The sequence below is a fragment of the Pseudomonas sp. HMSC08G10 genome, assembly GCF_001808425.1.
In the GTDB taxonomy this organism is placed as follows: domain Bacteria; phylum Pseudomonadota; class Gammaproteobacteria; order Pseudomonadales; family Pseudomonadaceae; genus Aquipseudomonas; species Aquipseudomonas guariconensis.
This window is the reverse complement of the sequence record NZ_KV793329.1, coordinates 48,188-71,116: the sequence shown is the minus strand read 5'-3', so window position 1 is coordinate 71,116 and position 22,929 is coordinate 48,188. Positions and strand designations below refer to the sequence as shown.

18 protein-coding genes are annotated in these 22,929 nt (G+C 64.4%); 13 read left to right on the top strand and 5 right to left on the bottom strand.

The window, feature by feature from the left end; genetic code table 11:
* Nucleotides 1–63: 63 nt before the first annotated feature.
* Nucleotides 64–2,535 carry a UvrD-helicase domain-containing protein gene (locus HMPREF3173_RS19935; protein ID WP_070575957.1) on the top strand — a complete coding sequence of 824 codons (2,472 nt, stop codon included), beginning with the start codon at nt 64–66 and terminating at the stop codon, nt 2,533–2,535.
* Here the strand turns inward: HMPREF3173_RS19935 and HMPREF3173_RS19930 are convergent.
* Complete coding sequence (locus tag HMPREF3173_RS19930; RefSeq protein ID WP_083300104.1) at nt 2,529–7,499, bottom strand: dermonecrotic toxin domain-containing protein; 4,971 nt, start codon at nt 7,497–7,499, stop codon at nt 2,529–2,531. The genes HMPREF3173_RS19935 and HMPREF3173_RS19930 overlap by 7 nt on opposite strands.
* A 193-nt stretch (nt 7,500–7,692) precedes the next feature.
* Between HMPREF3173_RS19930 and HMPREF3173_RS19925 the strand changes: the two genes are divergently transcribed.
* The 5 genes from HMPREF3173_RS19925 to HMPREF3173_RS19905 all read left to right on the top strand — a co-directional run bounded on the left by HMPREF3173_RS19925 (nt 7,693) and on the right by HMPREF3173_RS19905 (nt 13,215).
* Nucleotides 7,693–8,619 (top strand): alpha/beta fold hydrolase, encoded by a 927-nt coding sequence (locus HMPREF3173_RS19925; RefSeq protein WP_070575954.1) that lies wholly within the window; start codon nt 7,693–7,695, stop codon nt 8,617–8,619.
* A gap of 84 nt (nt 8,620–8,703) precedes the next feature.
* Nucleotides 8,704–9,114, top strand: a complete 411-nt coding sequence (locus tag HMPREF3173_RS19920) for a VOC family protein (RefSeq protein ID WP_070575951.1) — start codon at nt 8,704–8,706, stop codon at nt 9,112–9,114.
* Between the two features lie 125 nt (nt 9,115–9,239).
* Entirely contained in the window at nt 9,240–9,905 is a 666-nt protein-coding gene (locus HMPREF3173_RS19915; RefSeq protein ID WP_256544538.1) for a DUF2238 domain-containing protein, read from the top strand.
* A gap of 63 nt (nt 9,906–9,968) precedes the next feature.
* Nucleotides 9,969–11,294, top strand: coding sequence for an erythromycin esterase family protein (locus HMPREF3173_RS19910; protein WP_070575948.1), 1,326 nt, complete (start codon nt 9,969–9,971; stop codon nt 11,292–11,294).
* A gap of 244 nt (nt 11,295–11,538) precedes the next feature.
* Entirely contained in the window at nt 11,539–13,215 is a 1,677-nt protein-coding gene (locus tag HMPREF3173_RS19905; protein WP_070575945.1) for an MFS transporter, read from the top strand.
* 39 nt (nt 13,216–13,254) lie between these two features.
* On the opposite strand, the gene HMPREF3173_RS19900 is transcribed toward HMPREF3173_RS19905, so the two are convergent.
* Nucleotides 13,255–13,824 (bottom strand): hypothetical protein, encoded by a 570-nt coding sequence (locus HMPREF3173_RS19900; RefSeq protein WP_070575942.1) that lies wholly within the window; start codon nt 13,822–13,824, stop codon nt 13,255–13,257.
* 132 nt (nt 13,825–13,956) lie between these two features.
* Here HMPREF3173_RS19900 and HMPREF3173_RS19895 point away from each other — a divergent pair, with 132 nt between their 5' ends.
* From HMPREF3173_RS19895 to HMPREF3173_RS19865, 7 genes are read left to right on the top strand one after another with little or no spacing between them, the layout of a single operon-like run.
* The gene (locus tag HMPREF3173_RS19895) at nt 13,957–14,637 is read left to right on the top strand and encodes a thermostable hemolysin (RefSeq protein WP_070575939.1); all 681 of its coding nucleotides are present in this window, start codon (nt 13,957–13,959) and stop codon (nt 14,635–14,637) included.
* Nucleotides 14,627–16,093, top strand: coding sequence for an AMP-binding protein (locus tag HMPREF3173_RS19890; RefSeq protein WP_070575936.1), 1,467 nt, complete (start codon nt 14,627–14,629; stop codon nt 16,091–16,093). The genes HMPREF3173_RS19895 and HMPREF3173_RS19890 overlap by 11 nt, the downstream gene beginning before the upstream one ends.
* Before the next feature lie 8 nt (nt 16,094–16,101).
* The gene (locus tag HMPREF3173_RS19885; protein ID WP_043214033.1) at nt 16,102–16,782 is read left to right on the top strand and encodes an iron-containing redox enzyme family protein; all 681 of its coding nucleotides are present in this window, start codon (nt 16,102–16,104) and stop codon (nt 16,780–16,782) included.
* Nucleotides 16,769–17,575: an SDR family oxidoreductase gene (locus tag HMPREF3173_RS19880; RefSeq protein ID WP_070575933.1), complete on the top strand. Its 807-nt coding sequence runs from the start codon at nt 16,769–16,771 to the stop codon at nt 17,573–17,575. The genes HMPREF3173_RS19885 and HMPREF3173_RS19880 overlap by 14 nt, the downstream gene beginning before the upstream one ends.
* Entirely contained in the window at nt 17,572–18,213 is a 642-nt protein-coding gene (locus HMPREF3173_RS19875) for a tetratricopeptide repeat protein (protein WP_070575930.1), read from the top strand. The genes HMPREF3173_RS19880 and HMPREF3173_RS19875 overlap by 4 nt, the downstream gene beginning before the upstream one ends.
* Before the next feature lie 2 nt (nt 18,214–18,215).
* Nucleotides 18,216–18,878, top strand: coding sequence for a response regulator (locus HMPREF3173_RS19870; RefSeq protein WP_043214027.1), 663 nt, complete (start codon nt 18,216–18,218; stop codon nt 18,876–18,878).
* The gene (locus HMPREF3173_RS19865) at nt 18,875–20,248 is read left to right on the top strand and encodes a sensor histidine kinase (protein WP_070575927.1); all 1,374 of its coding nucleotides are present in this window, start codon (nt 18,875–18,877) and stop codon (nt 20,246–20,248) included. Before HMPREF3173_RS19870 ends, HMPREF3173_RS19865 begins: the two co-directional genes overlap by 4 nt.
* Here the strand turns inward: HMPREF3173_RS19865 and HMPREF3173_RS19860 are convergent.
* The 3 genes from HMPREF3173_RS19860 to HMPREF3173_RS19850 all read right to left on the bottom strand — a co-directional run bounded on the left by HMPREF3173_RS19860 (nt 20,242) and on the right by HMPREF3173_RS19850 (nt 22,924).
* Nucleotides 20,242–20,628 (bottom strand): VOC family protein, encoded by a 387-nt coding sequence (locus HMPREF3173_RS19860; RefSeq protein WP_043215929.1) that lies wholly within the window; start codon nt 20,626–20,628, stop codon nt 20,242–20,244. The two genes, HMPREF3173_RS19865 and HMPREF3173_RS19860, sit on opposite strands and share 7 nt — an antisense overlap.
* A gap of 170 nt (nt 20,629–20,798) precedes the next feature.
* Nucleotides 20,799–21,905, bottom strand: a complete 1,107-nt coding sequence (locus tag HMPREF3173_RS19855) for an acetoin dehydrogenase dihydrolipoyllysine-residue acetyltransferase subunit (RefSeq protein ID WP_070575924.1) — start codon at nt 21,903–21,905, stop codon at nt 20,799–20,801.
* The gene (locus HMPREF3173_RS19850; RefSeq protein WP_070575921.1) at nt 21,902–22,924 is read right to left on the bottom strand and encodes an alpha-ketoacid dehydrogenase subunit beta; all 1,023 of its coding nucleotides are present in this window, start codon (nt 22,922–22,924) and stop codon (nt 21,902–21,904) included. The genes HMPREF3173_RS19855 and HMPREF3173_RS19850 overlap by 4 nt, the downstream gene beginning before the upstream one ends.
* Between the last annotated feature and the right edge of the window lie 5 nt (nt 22,925–22,929).

Genomic DNA, 22,929 nt, shown 5'->3' with positions numbered 1-22,929 from the left:
GCTGGCGATTTTTCACGGATGAGGTGAACATGGCCCGCTGATTCGATCTGCAACGGAGTGACTGTGTCCCACGAGCATCCCCCGGCTCCGGCCGAGCTGAAGCCGCCCGCCCAACTGCCTTGGTTTCGCCGCTTGGCCGCCCGCCTGTTGGGCCGCGGCCTGACCCGATTGCAGGCACAGCACCGCGACTCCTGGTTCCTGGGCCATGCCACCGGCCAGCGCAGCGGCCATGCCGATGGCCTGCGTGAAGGCTACGAGCGTGGCCGCGTCGAGGGCTATGAGGCGGGGCGCCAGGTGCTGGTGATTCGTGACCTGCGCCCCGAGGCGGCGGCCGTTCCCGGCCAGGACTCCAACCTGTTCGACGACTGGCGTCTACCACTGACCGCCGAGCTGAAAAAACGCTTCAAGGCCGATGTCGCCCAGCGACTGCCAGCTTCGGCCCAACCCAGCGCCGCCCAGTGGAAGCTGATCTTCAGCGACACCCCCTCCACTTGTGTGGTGGCCGGCGCCGGCGCGGGCAAGTCCACCTCCCTGGTGCTGCGCATCCTGTTGCTGCGCCATTACCTGGGCTATGAGCTGGACGCCATGACCGTGGTGACCTTCACCCGCGAATCGCGCAAGGATTTCATCAAGCGCCTGGTGCAGGTTTTTGCCCTGTGGCAGCTCGACCTGCAGCCAGCCCAGGCCCGGGAACTGGTGCGCACCTTCCATTCCCGCATCCTGCCGTTGGTGCGCAGCCTGCCAGGCTTCGGCCAACTGCGGGCCTTCGAGACCCTGGGCCAGGAACTGCCCGCAGGTGGCGAAGCCAACGCCGACGGCAACCCGTTCGACCTGCGCCTGAACGATGCCCAGCGCCAACAGCTCAATCTCTGCTACCGCGATCTGTTGCAAGCCAGCCCCCGCTTTGCCGAGCTCATCGGCACGTTGCGCCGGGAGGCATTGCAGCTAAAACCCCTGGACCCCGACCACCCCGATGTGCAGAAGCGCGTGCAAGTGACCCAGTTGGCGGCCCAGCGCGACGAAGAACTGTGCGACGTTATCGAGGACCTGTGGTTCGCCGCGGGGGCCTGGCCGATCAAAGGTATCGAGCCCTGTCGCGACACGGTGCAGATCCGTGGCAGTCGTTTTCATGTGCATGGCCGTTTGGAAGGGCTGGACGCCTGGGTGGTGCTCGGTTTCGACCCATCCGAAAGTGCCCAGTACCAACGCCCCGGTGCCAAGCTCGGGGTGCGGTCGGAGTGGTCTGTAAAGCGCACGTTGTTTCAAGCTTTCTGCGATAAGCCATTGATATGGCTAGATAATTACGCCTCAGCAAAGCGCCTGGCAGCTTCTCTGGCCGGTGATGCGGTAGCGGGCCCCGGCTTTGAGTTCAAGGTCAAAGGCGAGCTGGCACCGGCGCCGCTTCTGGATGCGTTCGTCGCAGCCGCTAGCTTCATCGAGAACCTGGGGCTGGAAGTGAACACTGCGGTGGCCGGCATGAGCTTCTCGGCCGATGACAGCGATGCAGTGTTCTTCGAGGCGCTGGCATTGTTCTGGAAAGCCCTGGAGGCGCACCTGCTAGCCCAGTCGCCACCGGTAATGACCTACAACCGTATGTTCGCCCTGTTCGGCGAGAACAATCCGGAGAACTTGCGCCTGTTGCCCGACCCGCTGCTGCGCCCGCTGGCGCACCTGATGATCGACGAGTTCCAGGATGTCTCTCCGCAGATCGTCAGTTGGCTACGGGCGAGCCTGGCCGAGATCCGCCGGCGTGGCCCGGCTATGCACGTCGGGCGCAACGCCGGGCAGAGTTCATTGATGTGCGTGGGGGACGACTGGCAGTCGATCTACGGCTGGCGGGGCAGCTCGCCGAAGTACTTCATGGAATTCACCAAGGCGTTCCCGTCACCGGCCAATACCCGAGTCATGCTGGTGGAGAACTACCGCAGCCAGCAGCACATCATCGATGCCGCCGAGCACTTGGTCAAAGGCGCACCGGCCATCGCTGGCAAGAAGGCCAAGGCCAGTGGTCTGGCGGCCGAGCTGCCGTTGTCGCCGGTAAAGGTCTTCGACCGCGATGAGGCGGCCTTGGCCGAGACCTTGATGGAACACTACGCGCGCGGCGAAACGGTCATGATGCTGTTTCGAAAAAGTTCAGATAAGTCTTTGATAGAGCAGCATTTAACGTCTGTTTATAAAGCTGATTCTAGCTTGCCGCCTGACCAACGTCGGTTGCGCCAGCTCACTTATCACAGCGCCAAAGGGTTACAGGCCGATGCCGTCTTCATGCTCGGTGATTGCCAGTACCTGACCAGTTCGCCATACAAGAACCAGGCGTACCGCATGGCCGGTCTGGGGCGTGCCGGTGATGCCCAACCGTTCGACACGGCACAGAAGGAAGAGGTGCAGCGCCTGGCCTATGTCGCGGTGACCCGCGCGGTCAGACACTGCTATTGGCACGTGGAAGCCGCCAACGGCGAGTCGGCGGGTGCGCCTCGTGCGTCCGGCCAGGTGGCTGGCCGGCACGCGTTTTTCGAAGACCTACGCGGTCAGTGAGCGTTTGGGTCCTGTTGCTTGGTCAGGTCGAGCAGCAGGGCCTCTTCCTCTTCCAGACGGGCTTTGAGCAGTACACTGGTCGCCTTGAGATGCACGCCCTCGTTGACCGCTACCCGGCGCGGCTGGCCAGCTGCATCCAATGGCTGCTCTGGCAACACGGGCTCCAGCACCTTGATCACGGCCTCGTCCAGGAATTCGACAGGCTCCGCCTCAGAATCCATGCAGTACTCCAGGTAATCCAGGCCTGACTGCCAGCGCTTGGTCAGGGCGTCGAAGTCATGGGCATAGCGATCTTTGAGAAACCGCTGCCAACTCGGCTCTGTGGCGATCCAGACCTGCCGCGGCCCGTCGCTTTTTTCGTCCTCCTCGAACCGTTCGACGGCGTTCACCACTTCGTCCGCCGTGTGATCGGAGATCATCGCGGTCTGACGGTAGAGCATCTCGTGGCTAGGCTCTGGAAATTCCAGCCGAGCAGCTACTGCCTGGCGCAAGGCCAAGCGTATTTCGATGTCATCGACCAGGCTTTGCCCCAATTCCTCCAGACCGATGTCATCCAGCGGATCGAGTGGAGGAAGTGCTGGGAGAGGACCCCTCTGCATGGCTGGGAGGTTTTTCCATTCAAGGTATCGCGCCTGACGTTTCAGCCGGGTTGCATAGATACGCGATGCCAGCTCGTTAACTTGGTGGCGTCGGTACAGGCGACCGTAGAAGGTGAACAAGCGCGGCCCGGCAACCTCTCCATCGGTGCTTTCGTCATACGCCAAGACTTCTACCTCGAGGGTACTCAGCCCGTCGGTAGCCGCATCGCCGCAGGTGGTCGGGAACTCACTGGCGATCCGATCCAGATGAGCACGCAAGTGTTCATCCTGGCTCGCCGTTTCCAGCAACCCCCAGATTTGCCGGGCCAACCCTTGGGGGCTGGTCCGTGCCTGTGCCGAGTGTCCGGAGCGCTCGATGACCTGACGTAGGTACGGGTAGGCGCCATCCTCGAACATGTGGTTCCACAATTCGCGTTGCGCGTCGGTCGCGGTAGCCAGCCACTGCACCGGCGCGACTTCAGGGGGCACTGCGGGCACGTTCGCCGCCGGGGGCAGAGGTAGCAGCTCGCGTGTTCCCAGAATCCTGACGCCTGCTCCACGCAAGCGCTCGGCCGTCTCTTCGGGGATACCGTTGTCGAAGAAGGTCCAGATGATCAAGCGCCTGCCGGTGCGCAATTCGTTGACAAAGTGGCTTTGCAGGATCCGCTCAAGCGCCGGGAACTCGGTGATGTGGTTGGTGCTCAGCTGCAAGTCGCGCAATCGGCAGTCTTGCCGCTCCATCAGTTCGGTCAGGCCGGTCGGCCATTGGGTGAGTAGGCAGCCGTCCAGGTAGAGCCCTTCGAGATTGTGCAGTTCACCCAACAGCGGGGCGTTCCCCAGCGGATTGTTCGAGAGACTCAGTTCGCGCAGCGACGTCATCTGGTTGAAATGCGCTGCCAAGCCCGGGGTGAGGTCGATGGTGTTGGCATCGAGTTGCAGTATCTGCAGCGGCAGCCTGGCCAGTACCTGCATGTCGGCGACGCTCAGGGTCAAACCGGCATGGGAGATGTGCAACGTGTGCAGGTGTCGCATGGCGCCCAGTACCTCGCGGGCAGCCGCATCCAGTTGGGGGAGAGGTGTGCGGTTAAGGGCCAGCGTTCGTAGCCCCGGCGCGCTGCGCAGTGCCCGGAACAGGGCGCGTGTGTCCAGCTGCGGGTTATTGGCCAGCTCCAACCGTTGCAGGTTCGGAAAGCTCTGCAGAAAGTCCTCTGGAATCGTCTGCAAATGCAGACTGTCCATGGAGAGCTCGGTGATATGGGGAAACGGGACTGGCAACGAAGGCAGGGTATCGAGCACCAGATAGTCCAGATGCAGGTGCTGTCCACCCTCGCGGCTCCACGTGCGGTTGAGCAGGCGGCTGAGCCTGCGGCGGTTATCGTATTCGTCCTCCGTGCCCGTATCGGTCCAGTTTTGCAGCGTTTCGGCCAGGGTGGTGCGTTGTTCACCCAACACCCTGATTTGCCTCGCAACATCGCCATGGCGGGCCATGTCTCGGGCCAGCGTGCGGATCTGCTCCCGGTTGAGCCCCGGATACAGGCTTTGCAGGTGGGTGTGGATAGCGTCCCGGCCGCTTCTTAGCAGGTTGGAAAAACGGAATCTGCCGCTCAGCGGATAGCCCGCCCGCCCGTCGCTCAGGCGCATCGGCGAGCGCCAACGAGGCTTGATCGGTTGCTGGCCTATCAATCGAGCTGCCAGGTTCCGGTCTGCCTGCGCCGCTGCAAGACGTTCATCCGGGCTGGCATCGGGTTGTTCCACCGCCAAGGCGTCAGCCAGGCGCTGGCTGTCGGCGTTGGCCAGGTTTGCCCGATTAAGCCCCAACAAGGCCCGATCCAGCCGCACACGGGCCTGAAGGCGCCGTGCTTCCTCGGCGATGCGCAACGACACGCGGCCTGCTGCCAGGCGCTGTTTTTCGGTGGCGCTGGCGTTGTCGATGATCGCATCCAGGGCATCGACGGGTAAGCCACCAAACTGACGGGCCAACACTTGGGCTGGCGCACTCAAGGCCGGTTGGCGACTTTTATAGAGGCTTTCGAACATTGACGCGCGCTGGCCCGCCAAATGATTGGCCAGGATCTCGTTGAGGGCCGAGGCGTCTTGTTCGCTCACGTTATGGCCCGACAGTAGCGCGCGGATGGCCTGCGGGGCCATCTGCGATATGACCGTCTGACTGAGTTGGCCCTGTTCCAGCTCGGTGCGCGTAATCTTGATTTGCACCTCGCCAGCGGTTTGTGCAGCGCCATATCGAGTGGCGTTACCGGTCGATTCTGCGCCTTCGATAGCGAGGATGACATGATCCTCAGGCCAGCCTGGCAAAGTGGGCAAGGCCGGAAGCGCATAGTGCTTGTAGGCGGCAAGCGGCTTGGCATGGCGCACACGGGAAATGACATCGTCAGTCTCCTGGTCGGTGCGCAAACGCTTGAGCGCGTCGATGAGCAGCGCCGGTGGCCGTTGTCCATCGATGTGCACGCGACGCAGCACATCGGCATCGGTACCGGTGGCCGCCATGGCCATGATCAGGTCGGTATCTTGCAGCCCGTCGGTTACAGGCCCGAGGCGGCGCACCAGTTGAAGATCACTCCAGTCCAGAGGTTGCTCCAGGGCCAGGCGCCAAGCACCGTGGCCGTTATGGCTCAGGCGCGGGCGGTAGGCCTCGGTGGTACTGGGGGTAAGCAGGCGCCAACCGCCATGCTCGTCTTGCTCGAGCGGGTAAGTCTGGCCTTCGATGTGGACGTAGTGCTTACCGTCCAGCGCATACAGGCCTTGAGCATCGGCAGACAGCTCGGCAGGCAGCTCGACAGAGCTCTGGTAGGCCGTAAGATCAGGGCGCCACAGGCGTTCGCCCCCTTCGTGGCGGATCGATTGCAGGGCATCGACGAAGCCCGATGCCTTCAGGGCCGTGAGTCCGGCACCAAGGGCCGCTGCGCTGGCGATGTCGACCGCGATGGATTCCACCTGGGCCAGGGCCTGAGCGGTATCGTCGTCCTCCCAGGCTTCGATGCCATGGAACACGCTACCCATGATTTGCGCAGCACCGATGGTCATCATGATCGGGTTGAGCAGCGGAACGAACATCGCCGCGACGTTAAGTACGTCCAGCCCCACCGACAGCCAGTGCTCCAGACGCTGCAGGCGCGACTTGGCATCGGCATCGGCGGTGGGTACCGCAATGCTGGCGGCGTCGCTCTTGAGTCGGCGTACATGGTCGTGGTGCAGGGTGACCCAGGGAGCATCGGGCAGTGCCACGCGCTCATAGAGGAGCCTGGGCGCCTTCTTGTTCAGCCGGACCTTGCGTCCGAACAAGCGCTTTTGGACGAACAAGGCCTGACGCAGCTTGGTGGTCAACTCGCCCTGCAGGCTGTGAGGGGCGAAGCCGATCATCAAGCGCAACAGGTCAGTGTCCTGCATGCGCTTGGCGAGATCGCTTGCCGCTTGGCTCGCCGCCGGATACTCCTGCAAAGGCGCATCCGGTGCGCCGGGAATGTAGACCATGCATGGGTTGGTCCCATCCACCTGGTCCGGGCCGATCACCAACACTTCGTTCAGGGGCGTCTTGAACAGGTTGATGCGCCAGCATTTCAGGGGGTGGCCCTGGTAGTTCGGCTTGGCGGCGCTCTCGCACAGTTGCATGAGCGCAGCATGCCCTGCGTCGCTCACCTTTTCACGCAGTCGGGCAATCCACGCCTGGACCCGCAGCTCGTCCTGGCTGGCCTGGATGGACAGGCGCTGGATCCAGGCCGAGGCAGGACCGTCATAGAGGGCGCCGAGATGCGTCTGGTACTGCCGGCCAAGGTCCAGGTCGCGACAGATCTTGACGAATCCGGCAGCGGTCAGCCCCGCCACGGGGCCTGTCACCGGGCTGGCGTCGGTCTTGCTGCGCTGCAAGGTACTGAAGGGGCCGGCTTCGTCCGCGCTTTCGAAATTGTGCAGCGCCGCTTCCAGCAGGCTGAGCCTGCGCGGCTTGCCCTCGGGGTCGCGTTCATAGCGTGCTGTATCAGTCTGTGCGGCAACGGCGGCGGTCGTTTCTGTGAGCACCTCGATGATTTGCCTGAACGGCTGGAAGTGGTACTGCGCCTGATCGACGGGCTGATCGATGCCCAAGCGCGCTTCGAGCAGTGGCTTGCAGAAGTCAGTGATGCCCTTGAGTGGCTTCAGCGCATCCTGCAGGGCCCTGCGGCTGGCGTCCCGGCGGTCGATGGCAGTGTTCAGAGCCTGTTGGTCCTCGACGCTGGCCTTGGTGTACCAGGCGTGGGCGCTGCCATCGGCCTGGAGGTAGTCCTTGCGCAGCCGGCTCAGCAGGTCGGGCACGCGCTGGGCGGGCAGGGCCTTGCACCAGGTCGGCAAGGAACGAGCGATCTGTGCGTGATGGAAGGGGGGCTCGGTGGTCATGGTCAACTCCGTTACAAAGAGCTGCCATTGAGCGGCCTCGGTGCGTGGCGCAGGTGATAACGAGATAACACCCAAGGGGTCGGTGTCGAACACGTTACCGTCGGTCGCGGGCCAGCGAGCCTGGGCTGCCTGCGCCAAGGTAGGTTACCGGCCTGATGCGCGGGTGCCAGGCCAAAGCCAAGGGAGAGAGTTCATGCGTTCGCAGTGCAGTCCCAAGGATCACCTGCTAGACCTCGATGGCGTCGAAATTGCCGTGCGTTGCTGGGGGCCGGAGGACGGCATCCCCGTGCTCGCCTTGCACGGCTGGTTGGACAATGCCGCTTCGTTCGAGCGGCTGGCACCTTTGCTCGATGGGTGCTTCGTGGTGGCGCCGGACCTGGCCGGCCATGGTCGGTCGGACCACCGGCGCGATGACAGCGGCTATTACTTGTGGGAACACGCCGAGGACATGCTGGCCGTTGTCGACAGCCTGGGGCTCGGGCATTTTCATGTGGTGGCCCACGGCATGGGCACCGGCATCGCTTCGCTGCTGGCGGCGCTCACCAGCAGCATCGCCAGCATGATCTTCCTCGATGGCATGGGCGTGCCGTTCACCGTGGCGGCCGATGACCGCGTCCAGCACCTGGCCCGGGCCTACCGTCTCAAGCGTATGGTCCGGCGCAGCCGGCTGCAGGGATTCGCCGAGCCTGGCGGCTGTCAGTTCGATGACCTGGAGTCGGCGTTGATGCAGCGGCGCAACCGTCTGGACAGTACGTTGTCCAGCGAGGCGGCACGTCTTTTGGCGTTACGCGATCTGCTGCAGGTGGGCGATGGCTACTGCTGGCGCCACGACCCGCGCCTGGTCTTGCCCGAACCGATGCCGTTGACCGAGCATGAGGCCTGTGACTTGCTGCGCCAGATTGCCTGCCCGCTGTACCTGATGCTGGGGCGCCAGGGGGCGTTCGCTGGTGATGGCTTCGAGCAGCGCCAGGGCGCCTTGCCCGAGCATGCCCGGGTCACCTGGCACCCAGGCGGTCATCATTTCCATCTTGAGGCGCCTGACCGGGCGCTGGTCGACCAGATCCTGCGGGTGCTGGCCAGCCACGACAGCGCCCAGTTGCAGCGTCTAGTCAACGAGTAGGCAAAGGCAGGGCTGTCGGCAGGCGTTGGGATGGGCTATGTTGCCTGGGTACCCTTCCAGGGGTCCGCCATATGGAGTAGCGGCATGCCACCTTTCGTCATCCAGCACATCGATCATATCGTCCTGCGGGTCCAGGATCTGGAGCGCAGCATCGCCTTCTACCGCGACCTGCTCGGTTGCCAGGTGAGCCGAACGCGTGAGGATCTAGGAATGGTCCACCTGGCGGCAGGGACTGCGATGATCGACCTGGTGACCCTCGACGGCCCCCTGGGGCGCCCGGGCGGGCCGGCGCCGAACGGGCAGGGCAACAATCTTCATCACTTCTGCCTGCGCATCGAGCCGTTCGACGAGCAAGCCCTGACCACCTACCTGCAAGCGGCCGGCGTGACCGTCGAACCTGCGCAGAAGCGCTACGGCGCCGAGGGCGAGGGCTTGTCGCTGTATTGCTTCGACCCGGACGGCAACCAGGTGGAACTCAAGGGACCGCTGGCTTGAACAGGGGGCAGTCGTGCGTCCCAGCGACTATGGAGAGTACTCAGCTGCGCTAGGCGCTGGCTCAGGTTCAGAACCTCTTCGAAGGAATGACTCTAAGAGGAAACGGCCCTACGAAGAGCACCGCCGTGGTTCGACAGTCGATTGGCTCACCCGCTACCCCAGCTCAAGCGCTGGCCCTGCTGCTTCTGGCCCTGGCGATGATCGTGGTTTCAGGTGTGGCGCCTGCCCACCGCGCCGACTGGCTGATGGAAAACATCGTCCCCTTGGCCTTGCTGCTGGCCCTGGTGTCGGGTTGGCGCTGGCTGCGCCTGTCACCGTCGGCCTATCTTGCGATCGTGCTGTTGTTCGCCATCCATGAACTGGGCGCACATTACACCTATGCCGAGGTGCCCTATGACCGTTGGGCCAAGGCAGTATCGGGCCACTCCCTGGATGCTGCCCTGGGCTGGCAGCGCAATCAGTACGACCGCCTGGTGCACCTGAGCTATGGCCTGCTGTTCTATCGGCCGCTGCGCGAAACCCTGTGGCGCCTCACTGTGCTGCGGGGCGCCTGGCTGGTCGTGCTGACGCTCACTGTGGTGCTGGCCACGTCGGCCCTGTACGAGTTGATCGAATGGGTGGGGGGCCAGTACGTGGGCAAGGACACTGCCCAAGCCTTCGTCGCCACCCAGCGTGACCCGTGGGATGCACAGAAGGACATGGCACTGGCGCTGCTCGGCGCATTGACGAGTTGCATGCTGGGCGGTCTGTGGCGCGCCTGGCGCGATCGTCGACCGCCGATGCAATGCTGAGGAACATCGCCGGCACTGCTGGCGTCTTCCGGGATATCGGAGCGCGGCCAACAGGAGGTGATCATGTCCGCTCAAGCCAATGCCCGCGAGGCCGCAGACAGCACACTGCTGGAGCTGTTGCGTCGCCATGCCGAGCCGTTGCCGCATATCGATACCCCGATGTTCGGTGCTCTGTTCGACCGATACACCGACGCCAAGGTGGTGCTCATCGGCGAGTCCAGCCATGGCACGCGGGAGTTCTACCGAACCCGGGCGGCGATCACCCGGCATCTGATCGAGCGGCACGGCTTCAACATCGTGGCCGTGGAGGCCGACTGGCCCGATGCGGGCCAGCTCGATCGCAAGGTCAGGGGGATCGACCCCATGCCGGTCCAGGACCCGGCTTTCGGCCGCTTTCCCAGCTGGATGTGGCGCAACGCCGAGGTAAGCGAGTTCATCACCTGGCTGCGCGGCCATAATCACACCCTGCCGGTTGCCGAGCGCACCGAGTTTCGCGGCCTGGACATCTACAGCCTGCGAAATTCGATGGCACAGGTGCTCAGCTATTTGGACCGCACCGATCCCGCGCTGGCCCACCAAGCCCGCCAGCGATATGGCTGTCTCACGCCCTGGCAGGACGACCCGGCCCTCTACGGACATTTTGTCGAGCGCGCAGGCCAGGCCCCCTGTGAGGACGCGGTCGTGCAACAGCTCAACAGCTTGCTCGCCAAGCGTCTGGCAGATGACGGCGAAGCGTTTTTCAGCGCTACCCAGAACGCCCGGGTGGTGCGTGCCGCCGAGCAGTATTACCGCGCCATGTATCGTGGCGGGGCGGCGTCGTGGAACCTGCGGGACAAGCACATGTTCGACACGCTCCAGGCCGTGCTCGCCCATCGGGGCGCCTCGGCCAAGGCCGTGGTCTGGGCGCACAATTCCCATATCGGCAATGCTGCCGCCACGCTGATGGGCTGGCGCGGCGAGTTCAACCTGGGCCAGCTGTGTCGCACCGCTTTTGGTCGTGAGGCGGTGCTGATTGGCATGAGCACCGACCGCGGCCAGGTCGCGGCAGCCGATGACTGGGACGGCGAAGTGCGCATCCAGGAGGTACTGCCGTCGCGGCCGGACAGCTGGGAGCGGCGCTGGCTCGATGCCGGCGTTCCCGCCTCGTTGACCGACTGGCGCGGGGACGGCGCCGAGGCCTTGCGCGACGCGCTGAGCGGGACCTTGCTGGAGCGCGCCATCGGAGTGATCTATCGGCCGCGCACCGAGCGCCAGAGCCATTACTTCGAGGCGGTCCTGGGCGAGCAGTTCGACGCCTTGGTATGGATCGAGCAGACCAGCGCCCTGACGCCACTGCCGGTACCAGCCGGTGTCAGCCACGAGGACGATACCTTCCCATTCGGAGTGTGAAGCCATGAAGCCTGATGTTTCTGCGCTCGCGTTGCGCCACCTGTTCGCGGCTAAATCGTCTGGGCGAACGCCCTGTGGTCGGTGTCCCATGGCTACATCGGCAAAGCCGATTATGCTTCAACTGACCTTGCTGCGACCCTTGGCGCCTCGCCTGCCGTGCTTCGCGCAAGTCCTAGGGCCTGGGTGTACGGGATGTGTGCATGAGAAGCACCTGCGGCCTGCAACCTAGAGATGGAGGCAACCCATGGCGGTCATCGACAGCACATCCACGGGCAGCGCGCCCCAGCGTGGCATCACTCGGGAGGAGCGCAAGGTCATCTTCGCTTCATCCCTCGGCACAGTGTTCGAGTGGTATGACTTCTACCTCTACGGCTCCCTGGCGGCGATCATCGCCAAGCACTTCTTCGCCGGGGTCAACGAGACCACTTCCTTCATTTTCGCCTTGCTCGCCTTTGCCGCCGGGTTTGCCGTGCGGCCGTTCGGGGCCATCGTGTTCGGCCGTTTGGGCGACATGATCGGGCGTAAGTACACCTTCCTCATCACCATCGTCATCATGGGCCTGTCCACCGCGGTGGTCGGCGTGCTGCCCGGCTATGCCGCCATCGGCGTGGCGGCGCCGATCATCCTGATCACCCTGCGGCTGTTGCAAGGTCTGGCGTTGGGCGGTGAGTACGGTGGAGCGGCGACCTACGTGGCCGAGCATGCACCCAAGGGTAAACGTGGTTTCTTCACCTCATGGATCCAGACCACCGCAACCCTGGGGCTTTTCCTCTCGTTGCTGGTGATCCTGGCCTGCCGCACGCTGCTGGGTTCGGAGGCCTTCGAGGACTGGGGCTGGCGCATCCCGTTCGTGCTGTCGATCCTGCTGCTGGCGATCTCGGTGTACATTCGCATGCAGCTCAACGAGTCGCCGGTGTTCATGAAGATGAAAGCCGAAGGCAAGGCCTCCAAGGCGCCGCTGACCGAGTCCTTCGCCCGCTGGGACAACCTCAAGGTGGTGATCATGTCGCTGCTCGGCGGCACCGCCGGCCAGGCAGTGGTGTGGTACACAGGGCAGTTCTATGCGCTGTTCTTCTTGCTGCAGATGCTCAAGATCGACCCGCAGACCGCCAATCTGCTGATCGCAGGCTCGCTGTTGATCGGCACGCCGTTCTTCATCCTGTTCGGCAGCCTGTCCGACCGCATCGGGCGCAAGAAAATCATCATGGCCGGCTGCATCATCGCCGCGCTGACCTACTTCCCGATCTTCAAGGCCCTGACCGAGTACGGCAACCCGGACGTGTTCGTCGCTCAGGAGCAGAACCCGGTGGTTGTGATCGCCGACCCGGACCAATGCGCATTCCAGTTCGACCCGGTGGGTAAGGCCAAATTCACCAGCTCGTGCGACATCGCCAAGAGCTTGCTGGCCAAGCGGGCCATACCGTACCAGAACGAACGCGCCGAGCCCGGCAGCGTGGCGCAGATCCGCATCGGCGAGCGGGTGATCCCAAGCTTTGACGGCAGGGCGTTGGCCCCGGCGGACTTCAAGGCCCAGAGCGAGAGTTTCACTGCCACCCTCGGCAGTGCGCTCAAAGAAGCGGGCTATCCTGAAAAAGCCGATCCCGCCAAGACCCACTACCCGATGGTGCTGTTGCTGCTGACCTTGCTGGTGATCTACGTGACCATGGTCTACGGGCCGATCGCCGCATGGCTGGTGGAGCTGTTCCCGGCGCGCATCCGTTACACCTCCATGTCGCTGCCGTACCACATCGGTAACGGCTGGTTCGGCGGTTTCCTGCCGACCGTGGCATTTGCGATGGTGGCCGCGACGGGCGATATCTACTACGGGCTGTGGTACCCGATCGTCATTGCGGTGATGACCGCGATACTGGGGACCTTCTTCCTTCCCGAAACCAAGGATCGGGACATCCATCACGCCTGAGTGGCGCAGTCGAAGGGGCGCCATGCGCCCCTTCGCGGGTCAATCGAAACAGCCGCGCAAGGCGAAGCGGTAACCGATATCGACCCCGGTGACGCTGCCGCGACCGGGGGTCTTCTTCAGCACGAATTCAAAGGCTGGCTCGTACAAACCGTCGCGCAGCACGGCACCTGCGAGCACCTCCACGTGGTACCAGCCGTTGTCCAGCTCGATGATGGGTCGGCCGGGTTGCTGGTAGCGTGCCAGCAAATCGCCCAGGGCCTTGGGCGTGAAGTGCTGCAGAATGCGCCAGGTAAACAGCATCAACGAGCGGTTCTGCACCTGAAGCACATAGCCCGGCCGACGATGCTTGAGGCGGCTGCCGGCGGCGAGCAGGGCAGGGGTGTCGTCGCCCAGGCTGAAGATGATCCGGTAGGGCAGGTTCTCGACCCCGGCCAACGGCAGGACGATGCCCTCGAGCACTGCCTGGTCGCCGCTGTCGCCATGGGTAAAGGCGTGGGCCAGGTCGTCCGGCAGCGCGTGTTCCTCCTTGAAGCGATGAAGCAGCTGGATATCGCCCAGGATGAAGTAGTCGATCAGATCGTTCAGGACTTCGCTGAATTCGTAGCGCATTGGGTTTTCCTTGTTATGGCTGCGCTGGTGAGGGCCGCTGACTGTAGCGCAAGGCCTTGAGGCTGTCTTCAGATAGCCTTCAGATTAGCCGCCGATACTCCCCCCAACGAAACGTCCCCTGGGGGGATTTCCATGACCGACGCACATTGGCGTGCCTTGTTCCCGCTGGCCATCGGTACTCATGCCGAGCGCGGTATGGCGCACCTGACCCTGAGCCTTGCAGGCGAGCCAGATCGCAACTCGATCGAACACTTCATCCATCAGCGTTTTGCATCGATCCACCACGCCGATGTCCATCACTACCTGCCTGAGCTGCTCGGGCTGAGCGACAGCCATGGCCGCCTGATCGCCGCTGCAGGCATGCGCCTGGCCGGGGACGGGCCGCTGTTTCTCGAACGCTACCTGGACGAGCCCGTGGAGCAGGCGGCCTCGCGCCTGGCCGGTGCACACGTCAACCGGCAACAGGTGGTCGAGGTGGGCAATCTTGCAGCGCTCAGCGCCGGCAGTGCCCGCATCATGATCATCGTCGTGACCTGGCTGCTGGCTGCGCGAGGGCTGGAGTGGGTCGCCTTCACCGGCGCCTCGACGCTGGTCAACAGCTTTCACCGGCTGGGCTTGGTGCCGACCTTGCTGGCCGACGCCGACCCGGACCGGCTCAATGGTGAGCGCGATCATTGGGGCAGTTACTACAACCAGCACCCCCACGTGTTCGCCGGCAACATCGGCCTGGGCCATGACGCGCTGATGCGCGCGGGCGTGTTCCAGCGCCTGGGGTTGCCTGCGGCGTTACAGGAGTCCGGTCATGCCGCATGAGTTGCAGGTGTTTCGCGAGGTGCTGAACCTGCATGCCCGTCAGCGCCCGGCGCTGGTCGCGCTGCAAGGGGTGGTAGGCCGTTATGACTATGGCCAGTTGTTGAGCGAGGTCCAGCAGCGCGAGGCGTGGTTGCGTGCTCAGCCGCCAGGTACCTTCGCCCTGGCCCTGGACAACGGCCCTGAGGCAATGTTCTGGGACCTGGCGGCGCTACTGGCCGAACGCCCGTGCGTGATCGTGCCGCCGTTCTTCACGCCGGCGCAGGTCCGTCACAGCCTCGACGACAGCGGGGTGACCCTGATGCTGGCCGAGCCTGACCTTGCACCGACGCTGCAGGCGGCAGGCTTCAATGAGAAAGAGGGCGTCTGGTCCCGCCAGGTGCAGGTGGCCAACGCCCTGCCGGCGGGCACCCTCAAGATCACCTACACCTCCGGCAGCACAGGGGCTCCCAAGGGCGTGTGCCTGGGGGGCGACGCGATGCTGCGGGTGGCCCGTGAACTGGAGGCGGCCAGTCGGCCGTCGGCGCCGAGCACGTACCTGGCGGTGCTGCCCTTGGGTGTGCTGCTGGAAAACCTCGGCCTGTACGCGGCCTTGCTGGCCGGCGCCCGTGTCATGGTTTTTCCGCAGGCACACCTGGGCATGCGGGGCGCAGGCCAGATCGACTGGAAGCGCTTGCTGGGCAGCATCGCCTTGAGCGGTGCCGAAAGCTTGATCCTGGTACCGCAGCTGCTGCTGGGGCTGGTGAGCGCCATCGAGCGTGGCTGGACCCAGGTCGGCCCGCTGCGTTTCGTCGCCGTGGGCGGGGCACGCGTGGCGCAAAGTCTGTTGGCGCGCGCCGAGGCGGTGGGCCTGCCGGTGTTCGAGGGCTACGGGCTGTCTGAATGCGCATCGGTGGTCTGTCTGAACCGTCCGGGGGCACAGCGACCTGGGAGTGTCGGGCGCCCCTTGCCCCATGTGCAGGTGCGTATCGCCGAGGACGGCGAAGTGCTGGTGGCCGGCTCGACTCTGCTGGGCTACCTGGGCGAGCCGCCCTTCACCGGGCAGTGGTGGCCCACGGGCGATATCGGCCACTTCGACGGCGATGGCTACCTGTACCTCGCAGGACGCAAGAAGAACCAGTTCATCACCAGTTTTGGGCGCAACGTCAACCCTGAATGGGTCGAGGCGGAGCTGACCCAGGGCGGGGTGATACTCCAAGCCTTCGTCCATGGCGAGGGCTTGGCCCGCAACGTGGCGCTGCTCTGGCCACTGGACCCGAACATCGGGGACCCGCTGATCGAGCAGGCCGTGGCCCAGTGCAATGCCGGCCTGCCGGACTACGCCCGTGTACACGCCTGGCGACGCCTGCCCGAACCCTTCAGCGCCGCCAGTGCCACCCTGACCACCAATGGCCGTCCGCGCCGGGACCAGATCCTGCAGCGCTACCACGGCTTGTTATCCGCGATTGCTGACTCATGAGGCCTGTCATGTCCTTCTTTGAAACCCTCCAAGCACGAACCACCCAGGAACGCGGCGCCCTGTTCAGCGTGCCTGTCATTCGCGATGCACTCGCCGGCACCGTCAGTCTGGAGGGTTACGTGGCTTTCCTGACCCAGGCCTATCACCACGTGCGCCATACCGTGCCGCTGATGATGGCCTGCGGTGCACGACTGCCCGTGCGCCTGGAATGGCTGCGCGGTGCGGTGTGCGAATACATCGATGAAGAATACGGCCACGAGCGTTGGATCCTCGATGACATCGCGGCCTGCGGCGGTGACCCCGACCAAGTGCGCAACAGCCGCCCGGCGCTGCCGATCGAACTGATGGTGGCGTTTCTCTATGACACCATCGCCCGCGGCAACCCGGTGGGGCTGTTCGGCATGGTCAACGTGCTCGAAGGCACCAGCATTGCCCTGGCCACCCAGGCCGCAGGCACCATCCAGAGCAGCCTTGGTCTGCCGGACAAGGCTTTCAGCTACCTCAGTTCCCACGGCGCGCTGGACCAGGACCACATGGTCACCTACCGCGGCCTGATGGATCGTCTGGACCAACCCGAAGACCAAGAGGCGGTGATCCACGCCGCCCAAGTGGTGTACCGGCTGTACACCGAGATGTTCCAGGGCCTGCCGCGTGCCACCGGGCAAGAGGTGCGCCATGCGTCTGTCTGAATGCTCGGCGGTACTGACCGGGGCCAGCGGTGGCATTGGCCTTGAGCTGGCGAGCCAGCTGTGCGCGGCCGGAGCCAGGGTGCTGGCGGTCAGCCGGCACATGGGCCCGCTGGCGGGGTTGATGAACCGCTACCCCCAGCAGTTGCATTGGCAATCGGCCGATCTGCGCAGCCCTGCAGGGCGCCAGGCCGTGATCGCTGCGGCACGCGCCCACGGCGGGGCCAATCTGCTGATCAATGCCGCCGGCGTCAATCGTTTCGCGCTGTTCGAGCAACTCGACGAGGCAGCCCTGGACGACCTGATCGACCTCAACATCAAGGCCACCCTGCAGCTGACCTGCGGGATGCTGCCACTGCTGCGCGAGCAACCCCGGGCATTGGTGGTGAACGTCGGCTCCATCTACGGCTCGATAGGCTACCCCGGCTATGCCACCTACAGTGCCAGCAAGTTTGCCCTGCGCGGGTTCTCCGAAGCCTTGCGGCGCGAGCTTGCCGACACCTCGGTGAACGTGCTGTACGCCGCACCCCGGGCGACCCGCACCAGCATGAACAGCAGCGCCGCCACGGCCTTGAACAAAGCGCTCAAGGTCGGGATGGATGACCCAGGCGACGTCGCCAAGGCCGTACTCGACGCCGTGCAGGCCGAGCGTAGCGAGCTGTACCTGGGCTGGCCGGAAAAACTCTTCGTGCGCCTCAACGGCATGCTGCCCGGCATAGTCGACCGGGCGCTGCGCAAGCAGTTGCCGTTGATCCGCCGCTACAGCGATGCCAACAGCAAGGAGTCGAACAAATGAGATACCTGATCCTCGCCGGCCTGCTGGCCGTCGCCCCCTTCACCTGGGCCCTGGACCAGGTGGGCACCCAGCGTTTGACGGATGTCCAGCAGCGCTGGGCGCAGATCCAGTACACGCTGCCCAAGGCCCAGCGCGCCGATGCGCTGGAAAAACTCGCCGCTGACAGCGGTGCGTTCGTGCGCCAATACCCAAGCTCGCCTGAGGCGCTGATCTGGGACGGCATCGTCAACAGCAGTTGGGCTGGCGCCACGGGCGGTCTGGGGGCGCTGGGCAAGGTCAAGGCTGCCCGCGCCAGTCTGGAAAAGGCCATCGCCATGGACCCGGCCGCCCTCCAGGGCTCGGCCTATACCAGCCTAGGGGCGTTGTACGACCAGGTGCCGGGCTGGCCCATCGGGTTCGGTGACAGCGACAAGGCCGAGGCGATGCTGCGCAAGGCACTGGCGCTCAATCCCGAAGGTATCGACAGCAATTACTTTTGGGCCGACCATCTGGTGCGCGAAGGCCACTATGCCCAGGCCAGAGAGGCCTTGCTCAAGGCACGTCAGGCACCGGCCCGACCCGGACGGGAGCTGGCGGACCAGGGCCGGCGTCAGGAAATCGATGCTTTACTCAAGAGCATCCAAGACAAACAGGACTGAACATGCGGCTGCTGCTGGTGGAGGATGACAGGGCATTGGGGGAGGGGATTTGCGATGGCCTGCGCCAGGAGGGCTATACGCTCGACTGGTTGCAGGACGGCATCAACGCGCTGCACGCCCTGCGCCATGAGCCTTTTGACCTGGTGGTGCTGGATCTGGGGTTGCCGCGCCTGGATGGCGTCGAACTGCTTCGGCGTGTGCGCTTGGACGGCAATGCGGTGCCGGTGTTGATCCTCACGGCGCGTGACGCCACCGAAGACCGGATCGCAGGGCTGGACGCCGGCGCCGACGACTACCTGATCAAGCCGTTCGATCTCAACGAACTCAAGGCCCGTCTGCGCGCCTTGTTGCGCCGCAGTGCCGGCCGGGCCCGGCTGGTGATCGAACATGCCGGGGTCGCGCTGGACCCGGCGACTCAGCAGGTCAGTTACAACGGCCAACCGGTGGTGCTCACGCCCAACGAGTACCGGCTGCTGCACGAGTTGCTGGCCCAGCCGGGCAAGGTGTTCACCCGCGAGCGCTTGACCCAGCTGCTGTATGGCTGGGGCGAAGAACCGGAGAGCAATACCCTGGAAGTGCACATCTATCACCTACGCAAAAAGCTGTTCAACGGGCTGATCCGTACCGTGCGTGGCATCGGCTACCTGGTGGAAGGCAAGCCATGAGTTCGCTGCGTCGACGCACCTTATGGCGGGTCATGCTGGTGCTGGTGCTCGGCAGTGCTTTGCTGGCCCTGTACAACTATCACGACAGCCGCCACGAGATTGCCGAGGTCTATGACGCCCATCTGGCGCAGAACGCCCGGCTGCTGCAGGGCGTGTTGAGCCTGCCACTGCACGAGCAGCACCGCGAAGACCTCTATCAAGCCTTGGACGTTGCCTTGGGCAAGGCCGGGCGACGCGGGGTCGGGCACCCCTACGAGAGCAAGCTTGCGTTTCAGGTCTGGCGCGACGATGGCCCGTTGCTGGTGCGTACACCGAGCGCGCCCGCATTCGTCACGCCGCCGGCCACGCCAGGGTTTTCCGATGTGGTGGTGGATGGACGGCAGTGGCGCAGTTTTGTCCTGCCGGTGCCCGACCAGCACTGGATCATATGGGTGGGGGAGCGTAGCGATGTGCGCGCCGACCTGGTCGGGCGGATCGTACGCCACACCCTCCTGCCGTTTCTGTTGGGCAGCCTGGCACTGGCGCTGTTGGTATGGTTGGCCATCGGTCGCGGCCTGATGCCGCTGCAGAACATGGCCCAGGTCATCCGCGGGCGGCACGCCGAGTCCCTGGCGCCGCTGCAACTGGTGCCGTTGCCGCGCGAGCTTGAGCCGATGCAGGCGGCCATCAACCGGCTGCTGGCTCAGATCGAGCAGTTGCTGCGCCGCGAGCACCGCTTCATCGCCGATGCCGCCCACGAAATGCGTACGCCCTTGGCGATCCTGCGCCTGCATGCGCAGAACGCCCAGACCGCCACCACCGAGGAGGAACGGCAAAAGGCCTTGGGCTTTTTAATTGCAGGTGTCGATAGGCTTGGCCGGGTGGTCAACCAATTGCTGACCCTGGCACGGTTGGAACCGCGCCTGGCGCAGCACAACCGGGAGGTGATCGACCTGGAGGAACTTGTGACCGAGCATCTGGCCGAGCTGACGCCATGGATTCTCGAGCAGGGCCAGGAGCCTTCGCTGGACATCGCCCCCGGTGACTATCACCTGGCAACCGATGCCAGCGCCTTGGCCATCGCTCTGCAGAACCTGTTGACCAATGCGGTGAACCATTCCCCGCCTGGCGGCCGGATCCGCGTGTCGCTGGCGCAGGTCGAAGAACAGGTACTGCTCTGCGTGGAGGATGAAGGGCCCGGAATCGACGAAGCGGACCTCGAGCGGGTGTTCGAACGCTTCTACAGCAAGGATTCCGCCAATGGTGCAGGGTTGGGGTTGTCGATCGTCAGCATGATCGCCAAGCGCCTGGGTGGCAGCGTGCAGCTGTGCAACGTTGCCCCCCATGGGTTGCGGGCGACCTTGCGCCTGGAGGCCGGCACGTCTCAGTGACGTTGGGCGATCTGGATCAGGTTGCCACAGGTGTCGTCGAACACGGCAACGGTCACCGGGCCCATGGCGGTCGGCGGTTGGGTGAAGCGCACCCCGGCTGCGCACAGACGGGTGTACTCGGCCTGGATATCGCGCACCCCGAAAGACGTGGCCGGGATGCCATCCTGCTTGAGGGCGGTCTTGTAGGTCTTGGCGGCGGGATGGGCATCGGGTTCGAGTAGCAACTCCACACCGTTGGGGTCGTTGGGCGAGGTGAGGGTCAGCCAGCGGTGCTGACCCATGGGAATGTCATGCTTGGGTTCGAACCCCAGCACATAGTGGTAGAAGGCAAGGGCCTTGGCTTGGTCGTCGACCAGGATGCTGGTGATCACGATCTTCATAGGCGTGCGTCCGTTCTGCGGGCAGTTACCTGCAAGTAAAGACGCTCTGGACACGTTCACCACTCCCTGTATGGGTGAGCCCAGTGTTGCGTCCAGGGGCCGCGGACACGGCGGCGTCGCCAGCACGCCGCCGTCCCGGGTGTTGAAAGGGCTGCGGGGCGGCCCTGGCCTCAGTGTTGGCGCAGGAACGCCAGCAACCGCTGGTTGACCTGCTCGGCCGCCTCCATCTGCACCATATGGCCCATTCCTGGAATCACCACCGTCTCGGCATCCAGCCCCTGGGCCTGGGTGGCCGGAATGATCGCGTCCTCCGCGCCCCAGATAACCAGCACCGGATGCTGCCCCAGAACGCTGCGCAGATCGTGCCGTTGCCGATTACCGTCGGCTATGGCCGAAGCCAATTGGCGCAAGGCGCTGTCGACGCCTTCCAGGCGCTTGAACTTGAGCATGTCCTCGAGCATCTGCCGGGTCACCAGGCCCGGGTCGGCGAACAGCTGGCTCATCGCGGGCTTGAGGGCATTGCGGCTGCCGGCCTCGACGAAGGCTTGCAGGTAGCCTCCATTGATCGCTTCGCCAAGGCCCGCGCTGGCGATCAGCCCTAGACTCGCCACCCGCTGGGGAGCCAGGCGGGTGAGGTTCAGGCTCACGGCGCCGCCCATGGAATGGCCGACGAAATGGGCGCGGGGAATGTCCAGGTGGTCGAGCAACGCCAACACCGCTTCGCTCAATTCATCCAGATCCCCCCGTTGCAGGGCTTTGGTCGATTCGCCGTGGCCGGGCAGGTCGAGGGCGATGACGCGGCGCTCGCCGGCCAAGGTCGGGTGATTGAACAGCCAGTTGTTGAGGTCACCGCCAAAACCATGTACCAGCACCAGCGGCGTGCCGCCTTCGCCTAGTTCGAACCAACGCAGCAAGCGATTGCCTACCTCGGCCTTCTGCGGGACCGGCCCCTGGCTTTGATCGGCACTGCCCTCGGCGACGAACTCGGCCTGGAAGCGCTGTACCACTGCGTCGATCTGTGCCTCGTCGGCTTCGCCTTCAACCACCACCGCCAGCAGGGCGCCCACTGGCAGGGTTTCGTCAGGCCTTGCCACGACACGGCGCAGCACGCCGCTGAACGGCGCCTCGACGCTGCTGCTGATCTTGTCGGTCTCAACGTCCAGCACTTCATCGCCTTTATTGATGGCGTCGCCTTCCTGCTTGAGCCAGGTGTCGACCCGGCCTTCGGTCATCGACAGCCCCCATTTGGGCATCGTCAGGGTATGGATCTGGCTCATGCGGCGCTCCTTGTGGCTTCGATCACCTTGCGCACGGCGGTTTCAATTTTCGCAGCGTCCGGTATGTACAGGTCTTCGAGTGCGTCCGAGAAGGGCACCGGTGTGTGGGGCGCGGTGACCATCTCGATCGGGCCCGTGAGGGCGCCGAAGGCCTTCTGCGCCACCAGGGCACTGATGTCGGTGGCCATGGAGCAACGCGGGTTGGCTTCGTCGATCACCACCAGCCGACCGGTCTTCTCGACGCTTTCAAGGATGCTGTCTTCGTCCAGCGGGCTGGTCGTGCGCAGGTCCAGCACTTCGCAGTCGATGCCCTGACGCGCCAGGTTGGCGGCCGCTTCCATGGCCACATGGACCATGCGGCCGTAGGTCACCAGGGTCACGTCGTCGCCGTCACGCAGGAAGTTGGCCTCGCCGAACGGGATGCTGTAGACCTCCTCGGGCACCTCGCCCTGCAAGCCATAGAGCAACTTGTGCTCGCAGAAGATCACCGGGTCGTTGTCGCGGATCGCCTGGATCAACAAGCCTTTGGCGTCATAGGGCGAGGACGGGCAGACCACCTTCAGACCGGGGATGTGTGTCCACAACGAAGTGAGCATCTGCGAATGCTGGGCGGCGGCACGCAGGCCCGCGCCGTACATGGTGCGCATCACCAGCGGGGTGACTGCCTTGCCGCCGAACATGTAGCGGAATTTCGCTGCTTGGTTGAGGATCTGGTCCAGGCAGCAGCCAGCGAAGTCGACGAACATCAGTTCGCACACTGGCCGCAGGCCCTGGGTCGCGGCGCCGACGGCAGCGCCCACGTAGCCAATTTCCGACAAGGGCGCGTCCAGCACGCGGCCGGGAAACTGGTGGTAGAGGCCCTTGGTGACGCCGAGCACACCGCCCCAGGCATCGTCCTCACCGGGCGCGCCGGCGCCGCCAGCCACGTCTTCGCCGATGATGAACACTGTGCTGTCGCGGCGCATTTCCTGGGCCAACGCTTCGTTGATGGCCTGCTGGTAGCTGATCTTTCTTGCCATGGTTG